The 14,026-nt window shown below is 37.9% G+C and carries 15 protein-coding genes; 8 read left to right on the forward strand and 7 right to left on the reverse strand.

The window, feature by feature from the left end; all coding sequences use genetic code 11:
- Positions 1 to 46: 46 nt before the first annotated feature.
- The 3 genes from ACM46_RS05670 to ACM46_RS05680 form a co-directional block, all read right to left on the reverse strand.
- Entirely contained in the window at positions 47 to 712 is a 666-nt protein-coding gene (locus ACM46_RS05670) for a hypothetical protein (protein WP_048505680.1), read from the reverse strand.
- A 9-nt stretch (positions 713 to 721) separates the two neighbouring features.
- A complete protein-coding gene (locus tag ACM46_RS05675) occupies positions 722 to 1,741 on the reverse strand; it encodes an alpha/beta hydrolase (RefSeq protein WP_157859427.1) in 1,020 nt (339 codons plus the stop codon).
- A gap of 163 nt (positions 1,742 to 1,904) precedes the next feature.
- Complete coding sequence (locus ACM46_RS05680) at positions 1,905 to 3,026, reverse strand: helix-turn-helix domain-containing protein (protein ID WP_048505682.1); 1,122 nt, start codon at positions 3,024 to 3,026, stop codon at positions 1,905 to 1,907.
- A 306-nt stretch (positions 3,027 to 3,332) separates the two neighbouring features.
- Here ACM46_RS05680 and ACM46_RS05685 point away from each other — a divergent pair, with 306 nt between their 5' ends.
- The 5 genes from ACM46_RS05685 (at position 3,333) to ACM46_RS05705 (ending at position 6,856) form a co-directional block, all read left to right on the forward strand.
- Positions 3,333 to 3,917, forward strand: a complete 585-nt coding sequence (locus ACM46_RS05685; protein WP_048505683.1) for a Crp/Fnr family transcriptional regulator — start codon at positions 3,333 to 3,335, stop codon at positions 3,915 to 3,917.
- 66 nt (positions 3,918 to 3,983) lie between these two features.
- On the forward strand, positions 3,984 to 4,679 hold the full coding sequence (locus ACM46_RS05690) for an alpha/beta hydrolase (protein WP_048505684.1): 696 nt from the start codon (positions 3,984 to 3,986) through the stop codon (positions 4,677 to 4,679).
- Positions 4,680 to 4,851: 172 nt separating this feature from the next.
- Complete coding sequence (locus tag ACM46_RS05695; RefSeq protein ID WP_048505685.1) at positions 4,852 to 6,027, forward strand: thioredoxin family protein; 1,176 nt, start codon at positions 4,852 to 4,854, stop codon at positions 6,025 to 6,027.
- Entirely contained in the window at positions 6,028 to 6,645 is a 618-nt protein-coding gene (locus tag ACM46_RS05700) for a DUF3575 domain-containing protein (RefSeq protein ID WP_048505686.1), read from the forward strand. It abuts the gene before it with no gap.
- A gap of 4 nt (positions 6,646 to 6,649) precedes the next feature.
- On the forward strand, positions 6,650 to 6,856 hold the full coding sequence (locus ACM46_RS05705; protein WP_048505687.1) for a hypothetical protein: 207 nt from the start codon (positions 6,650 to 6,652) through the stop codon (positions 6,854 to 6,856).
- A 109-nt stretch (positions 6,857 to 6,965) separates the two neighbouring features.
- Here the strand turns inward: ACM46_RS05705 and ACM46_RS05710 are convergent, their stop codons facing one another.
- On the reverse strand, positions 6,966 to 8,162 hold the full coding sequence (locus ACM46_RS05710) for an exo-beta-N-acetylmuramidase NamZ family protein (protein WP_048506133.1): 1,197 nt from the start codon (positions 8,160 to 8,162) through the stop codon (positions 6,966 to 6,968).
- A 4-nt stretch (positions 8,163 to 8,166) separates the two neighbouring features.
- Between ACM46_RS05710 and ACM46_RS05715 the strand changes: the two genes are divergently transcribed.
- Both ACM46_RS05715 and ACM46_RS05720 read left to right on the forward strand, forming a co-directional pair.
- The gene (locus tag ACM46_RS05715) at positions 8,167 to 9,396 is read left to right on the forward strand and encodes an ABC transporter permease (RefSeq protein ID WP_048505688.1); all 1,230 of its coding nucleotides are present in this window, start codon (positions 8,167 to 8,169) and stop codon (positions 9,394 to 9,396) included.
- A gap of 276 nt (positions 9,397 to 9,672) precedes the next feature.
- Complete coding sequence (locus tag ACM46_RS05720; protein WP_048505689.1) at positions 9,673 to 10,656, forward strand: PLP-dependent cysteine synthase family protein; 984 nt, start codon at positions 9,673 to 9,675, stop codon at positions 10,654 to 10,656.
- Positions 10,657 to 10,882: 226 nt separating this feature from the next.
- Here the strand turns inward: ACM46_RS05720 and ACM46_RS05725 are convergent, their stop codons facing one another.
- Genes ACM46_RS05725 through ACM46_RS05735 form a run of 3 tightly spaced genes read right to left on the reverse strand, consistent with a single transcriptional unit; the run spans position 10,883 to position 12,676 of the window.
- Positions 10,883 to 11,410: a hypothetical protein gene (locus ACM46_RS05725; RefSeq protein WP_048505690.1), complete on the reverse strand. Its 528-nt coding sequence runs from the start codon at positions 11,408 to 11,410 to the stop codon at positions 10,883 to 10,885.
- 45 nt (positions 11,411 to 11,455) lie between these two features.
- Entirely contained in the window at positions 11,456 to 11,758 is a 303-nt protein-coding gene (locus tag ACM46_RS05730; RefSeq protein WP_048505691.1) for a chaperone modulator CbpM, read from the reverse strand.
- A gap of 3 nt (positions 11,759 to 11,761) precedes the next feature.
- A complete protein-coding gene (locus ACM46_RS05735) occupies positions 11,762 to 12,676 on the reverse strand; it encodes a DnaJ C-terminal domain-containing protein (protein ID WP_048505692.1) in 915 nt (304 codons plus the stop codon).
- Between the two features lie 93 nt (positions 12,677 to 12,769).
- Here ACM46_RS05735 and ACM46_RS05740 point away from each other — a divergent pair, with 93 nt between their 5' ends.
- A complete protein-coding gene (locus ACM46_RS05740; RefSeq protein ID WP_048505693.1) occupies positions 12,770 to 13,969 on the forward strand; it encodes a dicarboxylate/amino acid:cation symporter in 1,200 nt (399 codons plus the stop codon).
- Positions 13,970 to 14,026 lie beyond the last annotated feature (57 nt).

A 14,026-nucleotide genomic window follows, 5' to 3' on the forward strand; every position in this document is an offset into this window, starting at 1 on the left:
ACCGCCTTAATCAAGGCGGTTTTTTTATGGTTGTATATCAAAAATTCTACAGTTTAAAGTTATATCCAATCTGAGCATAAAAAGGAAGCAGAGGCTTGGTTTTAAAATCCTGCGACACTATATTTCCGCCTTTCAGATAAATTTCCTGGTTCCGGAACGTATATCCGCATTGCAAACCATAATAAAAGTTTCCACCTGTTGCCGGTTCATACCAACCGTTTTTAACATCAGGATAAATCTCCTTATATTTCTCCGAATGTTTAAAGTGGGTTACAATAGCTTTATCAAAGCCTACTTCCACCCCTCCAAACCATTTCGGTCTGTAATATCCGATCACTCCTGCCATATCCAGTCCGAAATTCACAATGGCAGCATTTTCATTCTCAATCAGTCTAAAAAGCCCCTGAACCCTTGTAGACAGCTGAAAATCGTGAACCTTTATCCATCTTACATTCACCCCGGCTTTGGCCTTATAATCATCCAGTAAATCATTTCCGGACGGAGTAGAAAATTCTGCACCAAGCATCATCGGAAAAAGCCTGCTATTTAATTTATAACTGTATCCAAGCCCGAAAATAACTCCGTACTCCGCTCCGATATTGGCATTAAGGATATGTTTTTCTTTATTTTCAGAACCCCAGTTGATGGTCTGAGCATTGGTCATACCGATCATCAACACAAACAATGCAGTCTTATATATCATTTTTTTCATGGTTGTGAATTAAAGGGAATTAATAAAGGCGGTTATTTTAGGTTTCGTTTGGTTGTTCCATGCGCCGGAATTGGTAACGATACCGTCGTGCCCTACTCCTGATACTTTCACAACGGAAGGATTATGATAACTTGATGTAATTTTCTGTGCCCAGGAATCCGGATATGCTTTATTTCTTTCGCTGTAAAAGAATAAGGATGGGCCGTTATAATTCTGCAGTCCCTTTGAAAAATCAATGGTATACTGATCCCCAATATCAAAAAGAGCATCCATAATAACTGCTCCGCTCCGCCAGCTTGCACTGCTGTCAAAATCACCTTCACCGGTAATGTCATTTTTGGATGCCAGCATCGACATTTTATAATCCAAAATCTCATGCTGATCCTCTTTCCCTGAAATAAACTGATCCATATAAGCCGAATCATTAAGAATCTCACTCCATAATTTGAATGACCGGGACTTTTTAACGTAATCTTCGATATCATTCCATTTCAGGCCGCCAGGTTCACACAAAACAAGCCCCTGAATGTCATTCGGGTATTTCCCTGCATATCCTGAAGCCAATATTGCTCCCCAGGAATGCCCGAAAAGAACCACTTTCTGCCCCGGATTTTTGCGGTAATGAGCAATCACGGCATGAAGTTCATCATACATCACATCTATAGCCCCTGCCCCCAGATTGGTGTAGGACTTTTTGGGGAACCGCTGGGAAAGCCCGGAACCTCTCTGGTCATAAAATACAACACGAAATCCTTCTGCCGCAAGATCTTTCCCATTGAGAAGATATCGGTAATCTCCTCCCGGACCGCCGTGGATGGCAATAACAAGGGTTCCGTTTTCCGGACCGAAAGCCTCGGAATGAAGCATAGCGCCGTTCGCAAACAGGGAAGGCAGTGAAGAATCCTGATCTACCGTTTTAGGAACCAGATTTCCGGGACCGTCAATTGTACGTCCATCCGTACAGGAAAACAATAAAGTAAAAATAGTAAAGGTAGCCAGAGCGGCATTCCTTTTTTTAAAAGCTTTCATGCTCATAATTTTGGGTTTAAAATCATGAGGCAAAGATTCATTATTCCCGAAAGCCAATCGCCCCAATAGGCAAGTTGACACACATTTACCGTCAAAATCAACAATCTGATTTAAAGCAACTTATGAAACCTGAACCCTTTTCCCTGAAACTTGAAACCAGAGATCAGGAAGTTTTCTGATACTCGCTGGGAGTTACGCCTGTATATTTCTTGAAATTTCTGTTAAAAGATGTTTTAGAATTGAACCCACATTCAAATGCTATAGAAAGCAGCGTGTACTGTTTGCTTTCAGGAAGTGAAATCCTGTTTAAAAATTCTTCTATTCTTTTTTCATTAATCAGTTCATAGAAGTTTTTTTCTTCTTTGGAATTAATGACCTGAGACAGATAATTCGGATGAATATCCAGTTTTGCCGCCAGTTCATTCAAAGTAAGATTAGGATTGATAAACGGTTTATCTTCGCTCAAAAGCTGCATCAGCCTTGAATGTATGTCATCAATATTTTCTTCGGATAAAGTAGATTTCTGGTATTTCTTTTCCACAGAAATCATGGATTCTTCATCATTTTTATTTTCAAAAACAAGACTTGCCTCTTCTGTATTGCCAGCAAAAACTGGTACCGGCTGATTAAAAACCTGAACCTGCTTGATTCCAAAATAACCCAGCCAAAGGATAAATATGGTAACAGCTCCGTAAATAATATTCACCTGTTCCGTAAAAAGAACCAGTCCCCAGATCAATGCAATCCATATAATAAGATACAGCAGCCAGTTAAAATTGATTTTTTCCGTATTGGAAAACTGCTGAACCATATTTTTCCTGAATCTATAAAGGGCAGAAAACGAAAGAACCACATAAATAACTCCGGAAATATAGATGGAATACAGTTTCAGAAACATTTCTGTCTCAAATTCCCTTCCATGGTGCTTGAAAATCTCGACTCTCTCTTCAAATGGAGCTGCATAAAAAGACAGAAACATCAGATTGCATATCAGCAACGGCACAAAATGCAGCAGATGCTTCCATGAAAACTGCTCCGAAGAAGTCTGTCTTTTGATATAAAGATATAAAAACGGACCATAAACCAAAGGCAGTGAAAATCCAAAAAAAACAAAAGAAGGATAGAGAACGTACTGATCGGTAAGAAGCATGTAATGCCCTGCCAGATTTAACCCGATTGCGATAAGCCAAGCTGCGAGAATAAAATCTGCTATGCTCTTATTTCTTTTGGTAATTAAAAGAAAAGCTAAGAAAAAGGCTAAAAAAACTCCGGATAGGAAAAGCATAAAAAAGCTTCAATATTTTGTTAAGTGAATTATGATCAATAGTTTCAACGCAAAAATAGATATAATTTTAAAGCAAATTTAAACAGACTTCAATTTCTTGTACAGATCTCAATTTTAAGAGAACTCTTATTTAAAAAATCATAAAACCAATGTTTCATATAATTGTGTTAAAGCTATCCGCTTTCCATTATGCGTTCCTCTATTTATTCTATTTTTATTTCCATTAATTTTTAATAATTTAGTTGTCAGTTATTATTTTCCATTAACCCATTTAAGCCCGCTTATCATTCCTTCAAATTGATATGTATGAAAAAAATTCTTGATGAGTATTCGAAATACGGTCCATTATTTCTGGTAGACGAAGAGCATTATGAAGAATTCTGCAGCTATCTTAAAGAAACCAATTATAAAAAATCCGATTTTTTCCTGAGAGAAGGTGAAGAATGCCAGTATTTAGGTTTTCTGAAAACCGGTTTCATGAGAACGTTCTACATCAATGAAGGAGGTGAGGATGTGAACTTCAATTTTCATTATGACAATTATTTTTTCACCGATTATGAGAGCATTCTTTGTCATACCCGTTCCAAAATGAACATCAAAGCTGTCAAAGAATCGGAAGTTTTGCTTCTTCATAAAGATGATCTTCAGAAACTTTATAAAAAAAATGCGTACTGGCAGGAATTCGGAAGAAAAATGACGGAAATTATTTATCTGAATGCCAAAAAAAGAATTGAGGAACTGCTCTATTATTCCCCAGAAAGGCGCTACCATAACCTATTAACAGAAAATCCTAAAATATTTCAGCTGGTTGCCCAAAAACATATTGCAAGTTATCTTGGAGTAAAACCACAGTCATTAAGCAGAATCCGCAACAGAACTTTAAAACGTTAACTAAAGTGAACATTTTTTAGAAAATGTACCACTAAATTTGTGTTACAAAATGTAAAGAATAAAAATATGGAAAACAAAAATGTAACAATTATTTTAGTTCACGGAGCCTGGGGAGACGGTTCTCACTGGAGACACGTTATTGAAAATCTTCACAGCGAAGGCTACAAAGTACGAAGTGTTCAGAATCCATTGACTTCTATGGATGAGGATATCCAAAAAACAAAAGATCTGATTGACTTACAGGATGGAAAAGTACTGTTGGTAGGACATTCCTACGGAGGTGCTGTAATTTCTGGAGCCGGAAATCACGATAAAGTGGTAGGACTGGTTTATGTTGCTGCTTTCGCACCGGACAAGGGAGAAAGTCTGGGAGGAATCTTCGGACGCAGAGAACAGCCTGCAGGCGGAGCTAATATTGTTCCGGATGAGAAAGGATTTCTTTGGATTAAATATGACAAATTCCATGAAAGCTTTGCGCAGGACCTAAACCCTGAAGATTCGGTGGTGATGTCTTTATCACAAAAACCTATCCACGGAAGTATTTTCGCTGCTGAAGCCGGAGAACCTGCATGGAAAACAAAACCAAGCTGGTATCAGGTTTCTGACAACGACAGGATGATTCCTCCTGCCACAGAAAAGGAAATGGCAGAAAGAATGAACGCTAAAAAGATTATTCATCTTGATGCAAGCCATGCTTCATTAGCCACTCATCCTAGAGAAATTACAGAATTGATCAAAGAAGCCGTAGAAGCTGTTTCTTAATCAGTTACAAACTAAAAAAATTATAAAAGACAGTAAACAGGTTTCGGCCTGTTTATTTTGTTTTAAGGAATCGGCTGCAGTCTTAAAATTCGTTAATATAGAGGCTGAGCGTATAAATTCATCGTCTATATTTTGGAAAATAACTATCTTCGCCTACAAATCTAATTTGAAAATGAAGAAGATCATCTCCGGGGTATTTGTTTTCTGCTCTGTTGTAATATGGGCTCAGGAAGCCATACAGTTTCAGGAACTGCCATTCAAAGATATTCTTGCCAAGGCTAAGAAGGAAAAAAAGCTGGTTTTTCTGGATGCTTATACCTCTTGGTGTGGGCCATGTAAGATGATGGAAAAGAATGTGTTTACCCAGAAAACAGTCGGAGATTATTTCAACCCCAATTTCGTGAATGCCAGATTTGACATGGAAAAAGGTGAAGGAAGGGAAATTGCAGCTAAATACGGAGTACGCTCCTATCCTACTTATCTTTTTCTGAATGGTGAAGGTGAACTGGTTTCGCAAAACTCAGGCTACATGGAGGCAAGTATGTTTATAGCCATGGCTCAGGACATCAACGCTCCGGGAAACCAAAAAGGATCTCTCAAAGAGCGTTTTGCTAAAGGAGAAAAAGATCCGGAATTCCTGATTAATATTATGAGACTGAACTCTTCTTCAGATTACGATTTCGCTAAAAAAGCTTCCGAAAGATATTTTGAAAACAAAAAGAAAACCGAAGAAATCTCAAAAGAAGAAATTGGGTTCCTTCTGTTTTTTGTAAAGTCTACGGAAGACAGCAACTACAAAATATTTACCTCAAGAAAGGCAGAGATTCTTAAATATCTTCCTGAACAAACTTACAATGAATTTGACAGCCAACTCAAACTTTCAAAGATTGTAGAGCAGGCTATTGATGATAAAAATAAAAGAATCAACGAGGAGTATTTCATGAAAACGGCCGAGCCGCTAGTAGGAAAACAGCTTGCACAATCAAAACTAAACCAGACGAAACTCAGTTACTACGAGCAAAATGCCAATTTCCCTGAATTTGAAAAAGCAGCGTTAGAGTATTATAACAATTCCGATGCATTCGAACCTAATGAACTGCTGAGAGCGGCATGGGTATTCGGTGATCACATTAAAAATCCCGCATCATTAAAGAAAGCAGCAGAATGGGCTGAAAAATCTGTAATGCGTGGAGAAACACCGGAAAACACTTATATTCTTGCGAAACTTTATTTTCTGACCGGGAACAAGGAAATGGCGAAAAACTATGCTGAAATGTCCAAAAACATGGCCGTTCAGACTGGTAAAGATTACCAACTCGCAGACGAATTACTGAAACAAATAAAATAAATGCTAAAACACAAATTTCTTACCGCATCTATAGCCATCCTTTCTGTAGGAAGTCTTACAGCTCAGGAGCAGGAAAAAAGCCTATACATAAAAGGCAATGCACTTCTGGCTCCAATTGGAGTGATTAATGTCGGTCTGGAAAAACAACTGACTCCAAAAATTACCATACAAGGCGACGTTCTGGTATCACCCTGGAAGTCTTTTGCAGGACATGAAATGCAGTATTATTCTCTTTCTGTGGAAGGAAGATATTATTTTAACCAGGCATTCAGCCGTTGGTATGTGGGAGCAAACATAGCAGTAGCTGCCTTTAATGCTCAAAAATGGAGCTATTGGTCCGATGCTCCGATCACTGATGAAAGAGGAAAAACTTTTATTACTTCGAATTTGTATCAAAAGGGATATTCTCTCATATTGGGCATTACAGGAGGATATCAGTTTAAATTATCCGATCGATTGAATATGGACATTTATGCATCAATAGGCTCTTCACAAGATTTCTATAAAGGATATGACCGCTCCACAGGGGAACGGTACGATTATGCACAAAAGCTCAACAAAAGCGGAGAGATTATCCCTTACAGAGGTGGTGTCATGATTTCTTACAAACTAAAATAACAGCATGAAACTGTTCGGAAAAAACCATATTATTATTTCACTGATTACTTTTGTGATCCTTTTTTTAATGAATTATATCGGAAACGATCTTCCCGACAAGCTGGAGAGAGCCCTTATGACTGCTTTTGCCGGTGTCATAGGATTGTCTCTGGGACTTTTCATTCTTAATAAAGGGAAAAACGATAAAAACCCACCTCAGAATTTCGACTGATTAAAAAGTGAATGGTTAATTATGAATTAGGCTTCGCCTGTGAATTTTTCTATGATCAATAGATTCACTATTAACCGGCGAAGCCTAATTTACAATTGACTTTCAGAAACTAGTCCTGGTACATAACATACTTCGTACGAATCTTTTCAAATTTTTCCAGATCACCTTTCCACGAAGCTTTAATTTCCTGAATTGATTTTCCTGCAATGATTTGTTTTCTGAACTCATCTGTCCCGGCCAGTTTATCGAAGAACAGGTTCTCAAGAAAGAATCCCTGTTGCGGGTTTTTATAGCTTTTATAGGATTTAATCAGCCATTCAAGATTCAGCTCCCTCAAATCCTTTGAATACGTTGAAAGATCTTCACCGTAGCATAATTTACCATTCAGGAAGGGATCTTTCGCTCCAAAATTCGGTTTTGGGGTAAACTGGTAAGGTAATCCCTGCGTCCATGGAGATCCGTAAATCTGAAACGGAAGACTGGTTCCTCTTCCTACAGAAACCTGAGTTCCTTCGAAAAAGCACAGACTCGGATATAAATTAATTGATTTATCGTTGGGCAGATTCGGAGAAGGTTTATCCAAAATTGGATACCGTTGTTTTTTATGATAGTTTTTCATCGGGATCAGCGTGTATTTTGCCTGAACTCCATTTTTAAGCCACTTTTCGCCATTCACCATCTTCCCATACTCACCTATCGTTAATCCGTAAACAACCGGAACTTCATGCATTCCTACAAAGCTTGACCATTTTTTCTTCAAAACCGGACCATCTGTATATCCGTCATGAGGATTTGGACGGTCAAGGACCATTATTTCTACATTATTTTCCGCTCCGGCCTCCATCAAATAAGCTAAAGTTGAAATATAAGTATAGAATCTCACTCCTACATCCTGGATGTCAAAAACGACAATATCAATACCTTTAAGCTGCTCAGGTTTAGGCTTTTTATTGTTTCCGTATAAAGAAATAATAGGAATTCCTGTTTTGGTATCTACCCCGTTTTTCACTTTTTCACCAGCATCAGCATCACCTCTGAACCCGTGCTCCGGAGCAAAAATAGCTTTGATCTTAATATTGTTTTTTACTAAAAAATCTACCACATGGTTTTTATCACTCATCAACCCGGTTTGGTTCGTCACCACTCCTATTGTTTTATTTTTCAGCAACGGAAGATAGAGTTCAGACTGGTCTGCCCCGTTCTTAAAACCCCGTTGATCTTGACTCTGAGAATAATATTGGTTGAATACTCCTAAAAAAATTAGGCAAATAAGAAGTAAATTTTTAATTTTGAAATCTAAATTCATAAGCTTGAAATTTCCTTTATATTTCTCTAGAAAAATAGCGTTTTCCAAAGATAACAAAAATAACCTTTCAAGAGTTATCATCTTCATCGGCAGGCTTTCCGTAGCTTTGGGAATCATTGTTTCCTTAATTACGGTAGCTACAGGGTTCGGTTCCAAAAAAGCCATTAAGGAAAGACTGGCAGATTTCAGCGGACACATTACCGTACGGTCTACAAGATCAAATTCTTCTTACAATACTTCCGTACTGGATAATCAGGGGCTCAATATTCAAAGAATCAAGGAACTTCCGGATGTAGAAAGTGTTCAGAAATATGCTACGGTAACTGGAATCATGCGTAATGAACATAATTTTTCAGGAATTATATTTAAAGGAATCGGAAAGGATTTCGACAGCCTGAGATTCAAAAAATTTCTTGTAGCCGGAACAACTCCGAAGGTAACAGAGAAAGGGTACAATAACGATGTGACTATTTCACAAAAGGTGGCTAATGATCTTCACCTTAAAGTTAATGACAGTATAGTTACCGTATTTTCAAAAGCAGACCAGAAACCTATTTACCGTAAGTTCAGGGTTATCGGAATTTATAAAACCGATATTAAAATGATTGATGATCAGTTTGTTATCGGCGGAATCAATCATGTAAGAAAAATTCAGGAAATGAAGCCGGATGAAATCGGAGGTCTTGATATTTTCCTTAAAAATGTAAACGATATCGATAAAGATTTTCCGGAGATTGAAAAACTGATAGGCTACAAAAATTACGCTGAAAAAGCAACGGAAAAATTTCCGCAGATCACCGACTGGATCAGTATTTTTGACACCAATATTGCACTGATCATTATCATTATGCTCATCGTAGTGGTTATCAATATCATTATGGTTCTTTTAATTCTGATCATTGAGCGAACCAATTCTATCGGGCTTTTAAAAACATTGGGAGCCAGCAATTCACAGATTAGGGCTACTTTCATCAATTATACTTTAATCATTATGATCCCCGGGCTTTTGTATGGAAATGCCATTGGCTTAGGTTTGATTTTACTTCAGAAATTTTTCGGAATCATCAAACTAAATCCTGAGAACTATTATGTAAGTACGGTTCCTGTAGATCTTAATCCGGTAGCGATTATATCTATTTCATTGGGAATTCTTCTTATTTCCGGTCTCGCTTTGATTATTCCGAGCTACCTGATCAGCAAGATTTCTCCGGTGAAAGTGATTAAATATAACTAAGAGAAATCGTATGCCTTTAAAGATCAATGGTGAATTGTGAATATTGCTTCGCAAGTCAATTGTTAATGACCAACTTTCAGTAAAATTCACAATTGATCATTCACTATTCACGATAATTGCAAGGTGAAAAGTCAATTTTGCTTCGCAAGTCAATTGTCAATAAACGCACATTAATAAAATTCGCAATTGACCTTTCATTATTCATTACAAATCATAATCTTTAAATTACGCAGCTAATTTTTAAAGCATTATCTTTGCACCGCTTATAAAACATTTATGAAATACGCAAAAAATATTCTTGAAACGATAGGAAATACACCGCTTGTAAAACTTAATAAAGTTTTAGGGGAAGACTTTCCTGCATTAGTTTTAGCAAAAGTAGAGACCTTCAATCCAGGAAATTCCGTAAAGGACAGAATGGCTCTGAAAATGATAGAAGATGCCGAAAAAGACGGCAGATTAAAGCCGGGAGGCACCATTATTGAGGGAACTTCAGGAAATACCGGAATGGGGCTTGCTCTTGCCGCCATCATCAAAGGCTACAAATGTATTTTTGTAACCAACTCCAAACAGTCTAAAGAAAAATGTGATATCCTTCGTGCTGTAGGAGCAGAAGTTATTGTTTGCCCTACTGATGTAAAACCTACCGATCCGCGTTCTTATTATTCAGTTTCAAAAAGACTGGCTAAAGAAACAGAAAACGGATGGTATGTGAACCAATATGATAATTTATCCAACAGAACGGCTCATTATGAGTCTACAGCACCTGAAATCTGGGAACAGACGGAGGGTAATCTGACTCACTTTGTAGTAGGTGCCGGAACAGGAGGTACTATTACAGGCTGCGGTACATTCTTCAAGGAGAAAAATCCAAACATCAAAGTAATCGGAGTGGATACTTACGGTTCTATTCTGAAGGAATTCCATGAAACAGGTGAGCTTCATTATGACCATGCTTATACATATATTACGGAAGGAATCGGGGAAGATATTATTCCTGAGAATTATGATATGTCCGTAATTGATCATTTTGAAAAGGTTACTGATAAAGACGGAGCTATCTATGCCAGAAAACTGGCTAAAGAGGAAGGAATTTTCTGTGGATATTCTGCAGGAAGTGCAATAGCTTCTCTTATTCAGATGAAAGACCAGTTCACTAAAGACGATGTAATTGTTGTTCTTCTTCATGACCACGGCTCAAGGTATGTAGGAAAAATCTACAACGATGAGTGGATGAAGGAAATGGGGTGGCTGGAATAAAAACAGAAAGGCGAATAGGCGAAGAAAGCTGAGGAGGCTAATTATGAAGAGGTGAATTTACTTGTTAGTCGCCTACAAAATAAAAAAATCAGAGTAGTGCCACTCTGATTTTTTTATTTTTATTAATAGGCAAACTTATAGATATGCTTATTTGCCCTTTCAGCCTTTCTTAGCTTTATTTGCCATCTCAGCTTTCTTCACCTATTCGTGCCTTTTCAACCTCCTCCTACATCTTAATATTCTTCTTCAAAGCCTGTTTTAAAGCTTCATAATCTCCTTTACTCATAGATTTTCTAGGAAACATATAATTGAATTTTCCTTCTAAAGAAATAAATTCGTCATTGACATCAAAGTCCTTAAAGTCGCCCCATTTACTTAATTCTTCCTGATGATTGAGATTGACATTAAAAATTTCATTATTTAATCTGATTTCGTAGATTTCGGAATCTTCCAGGGATTTCAGGTATTTGTTCACCTCTTTTTTCCATCGGGAAACCTTGTTGATGCTTAAAGAAAGATAGACGGTACACAACAGAAATAAAAAGCTTACAAAATATAAAATGCCAAACTTCTCTTTGCTTAAATCATCTTTGAAAAAAAATAAAATCAAAAGAATTCCTCCTACAACTGCGGTGGTTACCGTTTTACCCTTCGTAGCAGACGAAAAAAACAGGCTTCCCTGCTGACCGCTGAAATAAATTTCTTCAAAATCTTTTCTGTTTACATTTAATCGGATGACTTTCTCGGCATTCATTTCTTAGAACTGTTTAATTTGTTTTTAAAGATGTACAAAACTAAATTAAATATCTTCATATTGGTCATTCATGGCAGAAAGTTTATTCATCAGTTCACGGTTTTTCTGCTTTAAAGCTTCCATTTTCCGAAGCATATCACTGATCACCTCCAGACCTGGAAGATTGATTTCCAGATCGTAATGCCAGTTGGTAAACCTTTCGAAAACCGGAAGATCTTCATATAATAAATACCGGATTTCATTCTCTGTTTCTATGTTCAGTAAACCCACATCCACCAATTCGTCAAAAAAAGTGATCTCTATATTGTATATTCTTACGAGTTCTTCCCGCGATATTCTTTCAGTCATGGCTTAGGAATTTTTAAGTTGTTCAAAAAGTTCTTTTTGTCGATCGGTAAGATCCGTTGGCAATTTCACTTCATATGTCACAAAAAGATCACCGGACTGGCCTTCTTTTTTGTACACCGGAAAGCCTTTTCCCTTCAGTCTTACGGTTGTACCGTTCTGCGTTTCAGGTTTTACTTTGAGATTCACACTTCCATCCAGTGTGTTTACTTTTACGTCACCACCCAAAACAGCGGTATACAGGTCAATTGACACTTTGGTTTTCAGATCGTCCCCGATTCTTTCAAAATCAGGGTCCATCGCAATATTGAATGTGATGTACAGATCTCCGTTCGGGCCTCCATTAAATCCCGGACTGCCATGTCCTTTCAGTTTGATTTGCTGCCCGTCATAGACTCCGGCCGGAATGGTAATTCTTACTTTTTTACCATTGATTTCAAAAGTCTGCGGATGGGTTTGTGCCGCGTCTTTCAGGTTTAAATTCAATTCAGCATGAACATCCTGCCCTTTGAACTTTCCTGAAGAGGTTCCTCTCGAACTTTTCCCGAAACCACTGCCGGAACCGCCAAACATACTTTGGAAAAAATCTGAAAAATCTTCACCTTCACCGAAATCTGCTCCGGAAAATCCGCCTCCGCCATAATTCTGCTGCTGATATTGCCTTTGCTGTTGCTGGGCTTTTTCATATTCTTCGCCATGTTTCCAGTTCTCTCCGTACTTATCATATTTAGAACGGTTTTCAGGGTTACTGAGTACCTCATTGGCCTCATTCAGTTCTTTGAATTTTCTCTCCGCTTCTTTGTCGTCGGGATTAAGATCAGGATGCAGTTTTCTGGCCAGTTTTCGATAGGCCTTTTTGATATCATCCTGGGTTGCGCTTTTATCTACGCCTAAAATTTTATAGTAATCTATATAAGCCATAGAAATCTGGTTTACTCAAATTTATGAAATTTGCAACTGAAAATTGTATAAGAGAATGTTAAAAATAAAGCTATCTTTGATAAAAAGCGCTGCATGAACGAGGTACTGAAAAACTACTCAGGAATTATACTTTTACTCTTAGGAATTGTTGCCGGAAGCATTATCGGAATTACGGCTCCCGGTGTTGTGGAATATATTAAACCGCTTGGAGATATTTTCCTGAACCTCCTTTTCGTAAGTGTGGTTCCTCTGGTGTTTTTTGCCGTTTCCAATTCTATTGCTTCCCTGGAACAGCAGTCTAAGTTTGGAAAAATCATTTTGGTGATGTCTTTCACTTTTCTGTTTTTTATTCTGACGGCAGCCGTTTTTACTATTTGCGCCGTGTATTTGTTTCCTGTTTCGGGAGTTTCAGGCAGCTCTGAAATTGTTTCTGAAGCGGCTAATGAAGACAGCTGGGGCAACAGGATCGTGAGTTTCTTCACCGTTGGAGAATTTACCCAACTTTTTTCAAGGCAAAATATGCTGGCTCTTCTTATCTTCTCTTTCATGACCGGTTTTGCGGCCCGAAAGTCCGGAGAAAAAGGCCAACCTTTCAGGGTTTTTATTGCTTCCGGATATGAAGTGATGAAGGAGCTTCTTTTATTGATTATGAAACTGGCTCCCATTGGTCTGGGTGCTTATTTTGCTTATCAGGTAGCTACTTTGGGACCTCAGCTTTTTGGGTTTTACGCTAAGCCTTTAGGACTTTATTATATTGCTGGAATTGTTTACTTTTTTGTATTCTTTTCACTGTATGCTTTTATGGCAAACGGTCAAAAAGGGATTAAAAGTTTCTGGGGCAATGCGGTATACCCTACTCTAACAGCTTTGAGTACCTGCAGCAGTTTTGCCACTATGCCTGCGAACCTTCAGGCTGCCTCAAAAATCGGAATTCCGAATTCTATTGCCAATCTGGTGATTCCTATCGGTACTACGCTTCATAAGAACGGGTCTTCCATGTCATCTATTATCAAAATATATGTGGCTTTTCTGATTATCGGGAAAGATTTTTTCGATCCTGCCAATTTACTTCTTGCCTTAGGAATCACGGTTTTTGTAAGTATTGTAGCAGGCGGAATTCCCAATGGCGGTTATATTGGTGAAATGCTGATGATTTCTGTCTATAAATTACCACAGGAAGCCATTCCGGCTGTAATGATTATCGGAACACTGGTAGATCCGCTGGCTACAGTTCTGAATGCTGTAGGAGATATTGTGGCTGCGATGTTTGTGAACCGGTTTGTGAAGGTCTGACTCATATAATAAAAATTATAATTTTCTATAATATTTTCTAAGTATCCGCTAAATAAA

It is taken from the genome of Chryseobacterium angstadtii, from assembly GCF_001045465.1.
GTDB classification, from domain to species: Bacteria; Bacteroidota; Bacteroidia; order Flavobacteriales; family Weeksellaceae; genus Chryseobacterium; species Chryseobacterium angstadtii.

What these genes read in the sequence shown, in the direction of transcription:
- ACM46_RS05670 (WP_048505680.1), bottom strand. Translation starts at nt 712, where the DNA reads ATGAAAAAAATGATATATAAGACTGCATTGTTTGTGTTGATGATCGGT.
- ACM46_RS05675 (WP_157859427.1), bottom strand. Translation starts at nt 1,741, where the DNA reads ATGAAAGCTTTTAAAAAAAGGAATGCCGCTCTGGCTACCTTTACTATT.
- ACM46_RS05680 (WP_048505682.1), bottom strand. Translation starts at nt 3,026, where the DNA reads ATGCTTTTCCTATCCGGAGTTTTTTTAGCCTTTTTCTTAGCTTTTCTT.
- ACM46_RS05685 (WP_048505683.1), top strand. Translation starts at nt 3,333, where the DNA reads ATGAAAAAAATTCTTGATGAGTATTCGAAATACGGTCCATTATTTCTG.
- ACM46_RS05690 (WP_048505684.1), top strand. Translation starts at nt 3,984, where the DNA reads ATGGAAAACAAAAATGTAACAATTATTTTAGTTCACGGAGCCTGGGGA.
- ACM46_RS05695 (WP_048505685.1), top strand. Translation starts at nt 4,852, where the DNA reads ATGAAGAAGATCATCTCCGGGGTATTTGTTTTCTGCTCTGTTGTAATA.
- ACM46_RS05700 (WP_048505686.1), top strand. Translation starts at nt 6,028, where the DNA reads ATGCTAAAACACAAATTTCTTACCGCATCTATAGCCATCCTTTCTGTA.
- ACM46_RS05705 (WP_048505687.1), top strand. Translation starts at nt 6,650, where the DNA reads ATGAAACTGTTCGGAAAAAACCATATTATTATTTCACTGATTACTTTT.
- ACM46_RS05710 (WP_048506133.1), bottom strand. Translation starts at nt 8,162, where the DNA reads ATGAATTTAGATTTCAAAATTAAAAATTTACTTCTTATTTGCCTAATT.
- ACM46_RS05720 (WP_048505689.1), top strand. Translation starts at nt 9,673, where the DNA reads ATGAAATACGCAAAAAATATTCTTGAAACGATAGGAAATACACCGCTT.
- ACM46_RS05725 (WP_048505690.1), bottom strand. Translation starts at nt 11,410, where the DNA reads ATGAATGCCGAGAAAGTCATCCGATTAAATGTAAACAGAAAAGATTTT.
- ACM46_RS05730 (WP_048505691.1), bottom strand. Translation starts at nt 11,758, where the DNA reads ATGACTGAAAGAATATCGCGGGAAGAACTCGTAAGAATATACAATATA.
- ACM46_RS05735 (WP_048505692.1), bottom strand. Translation starts at nt 12,676, where the DNA reads ATGGCTTATATAGATTACTATAAAATTTTAGGCGTAGATAAAAGCGCA.
- ACM46_RS05740 (WP_048505693.1), top strand. Translation starts at nt 12,770, where the DNA reads ATGAACGAGGTACTGAAAAACTACTCAGGAATTATACTTTTACTCTTA.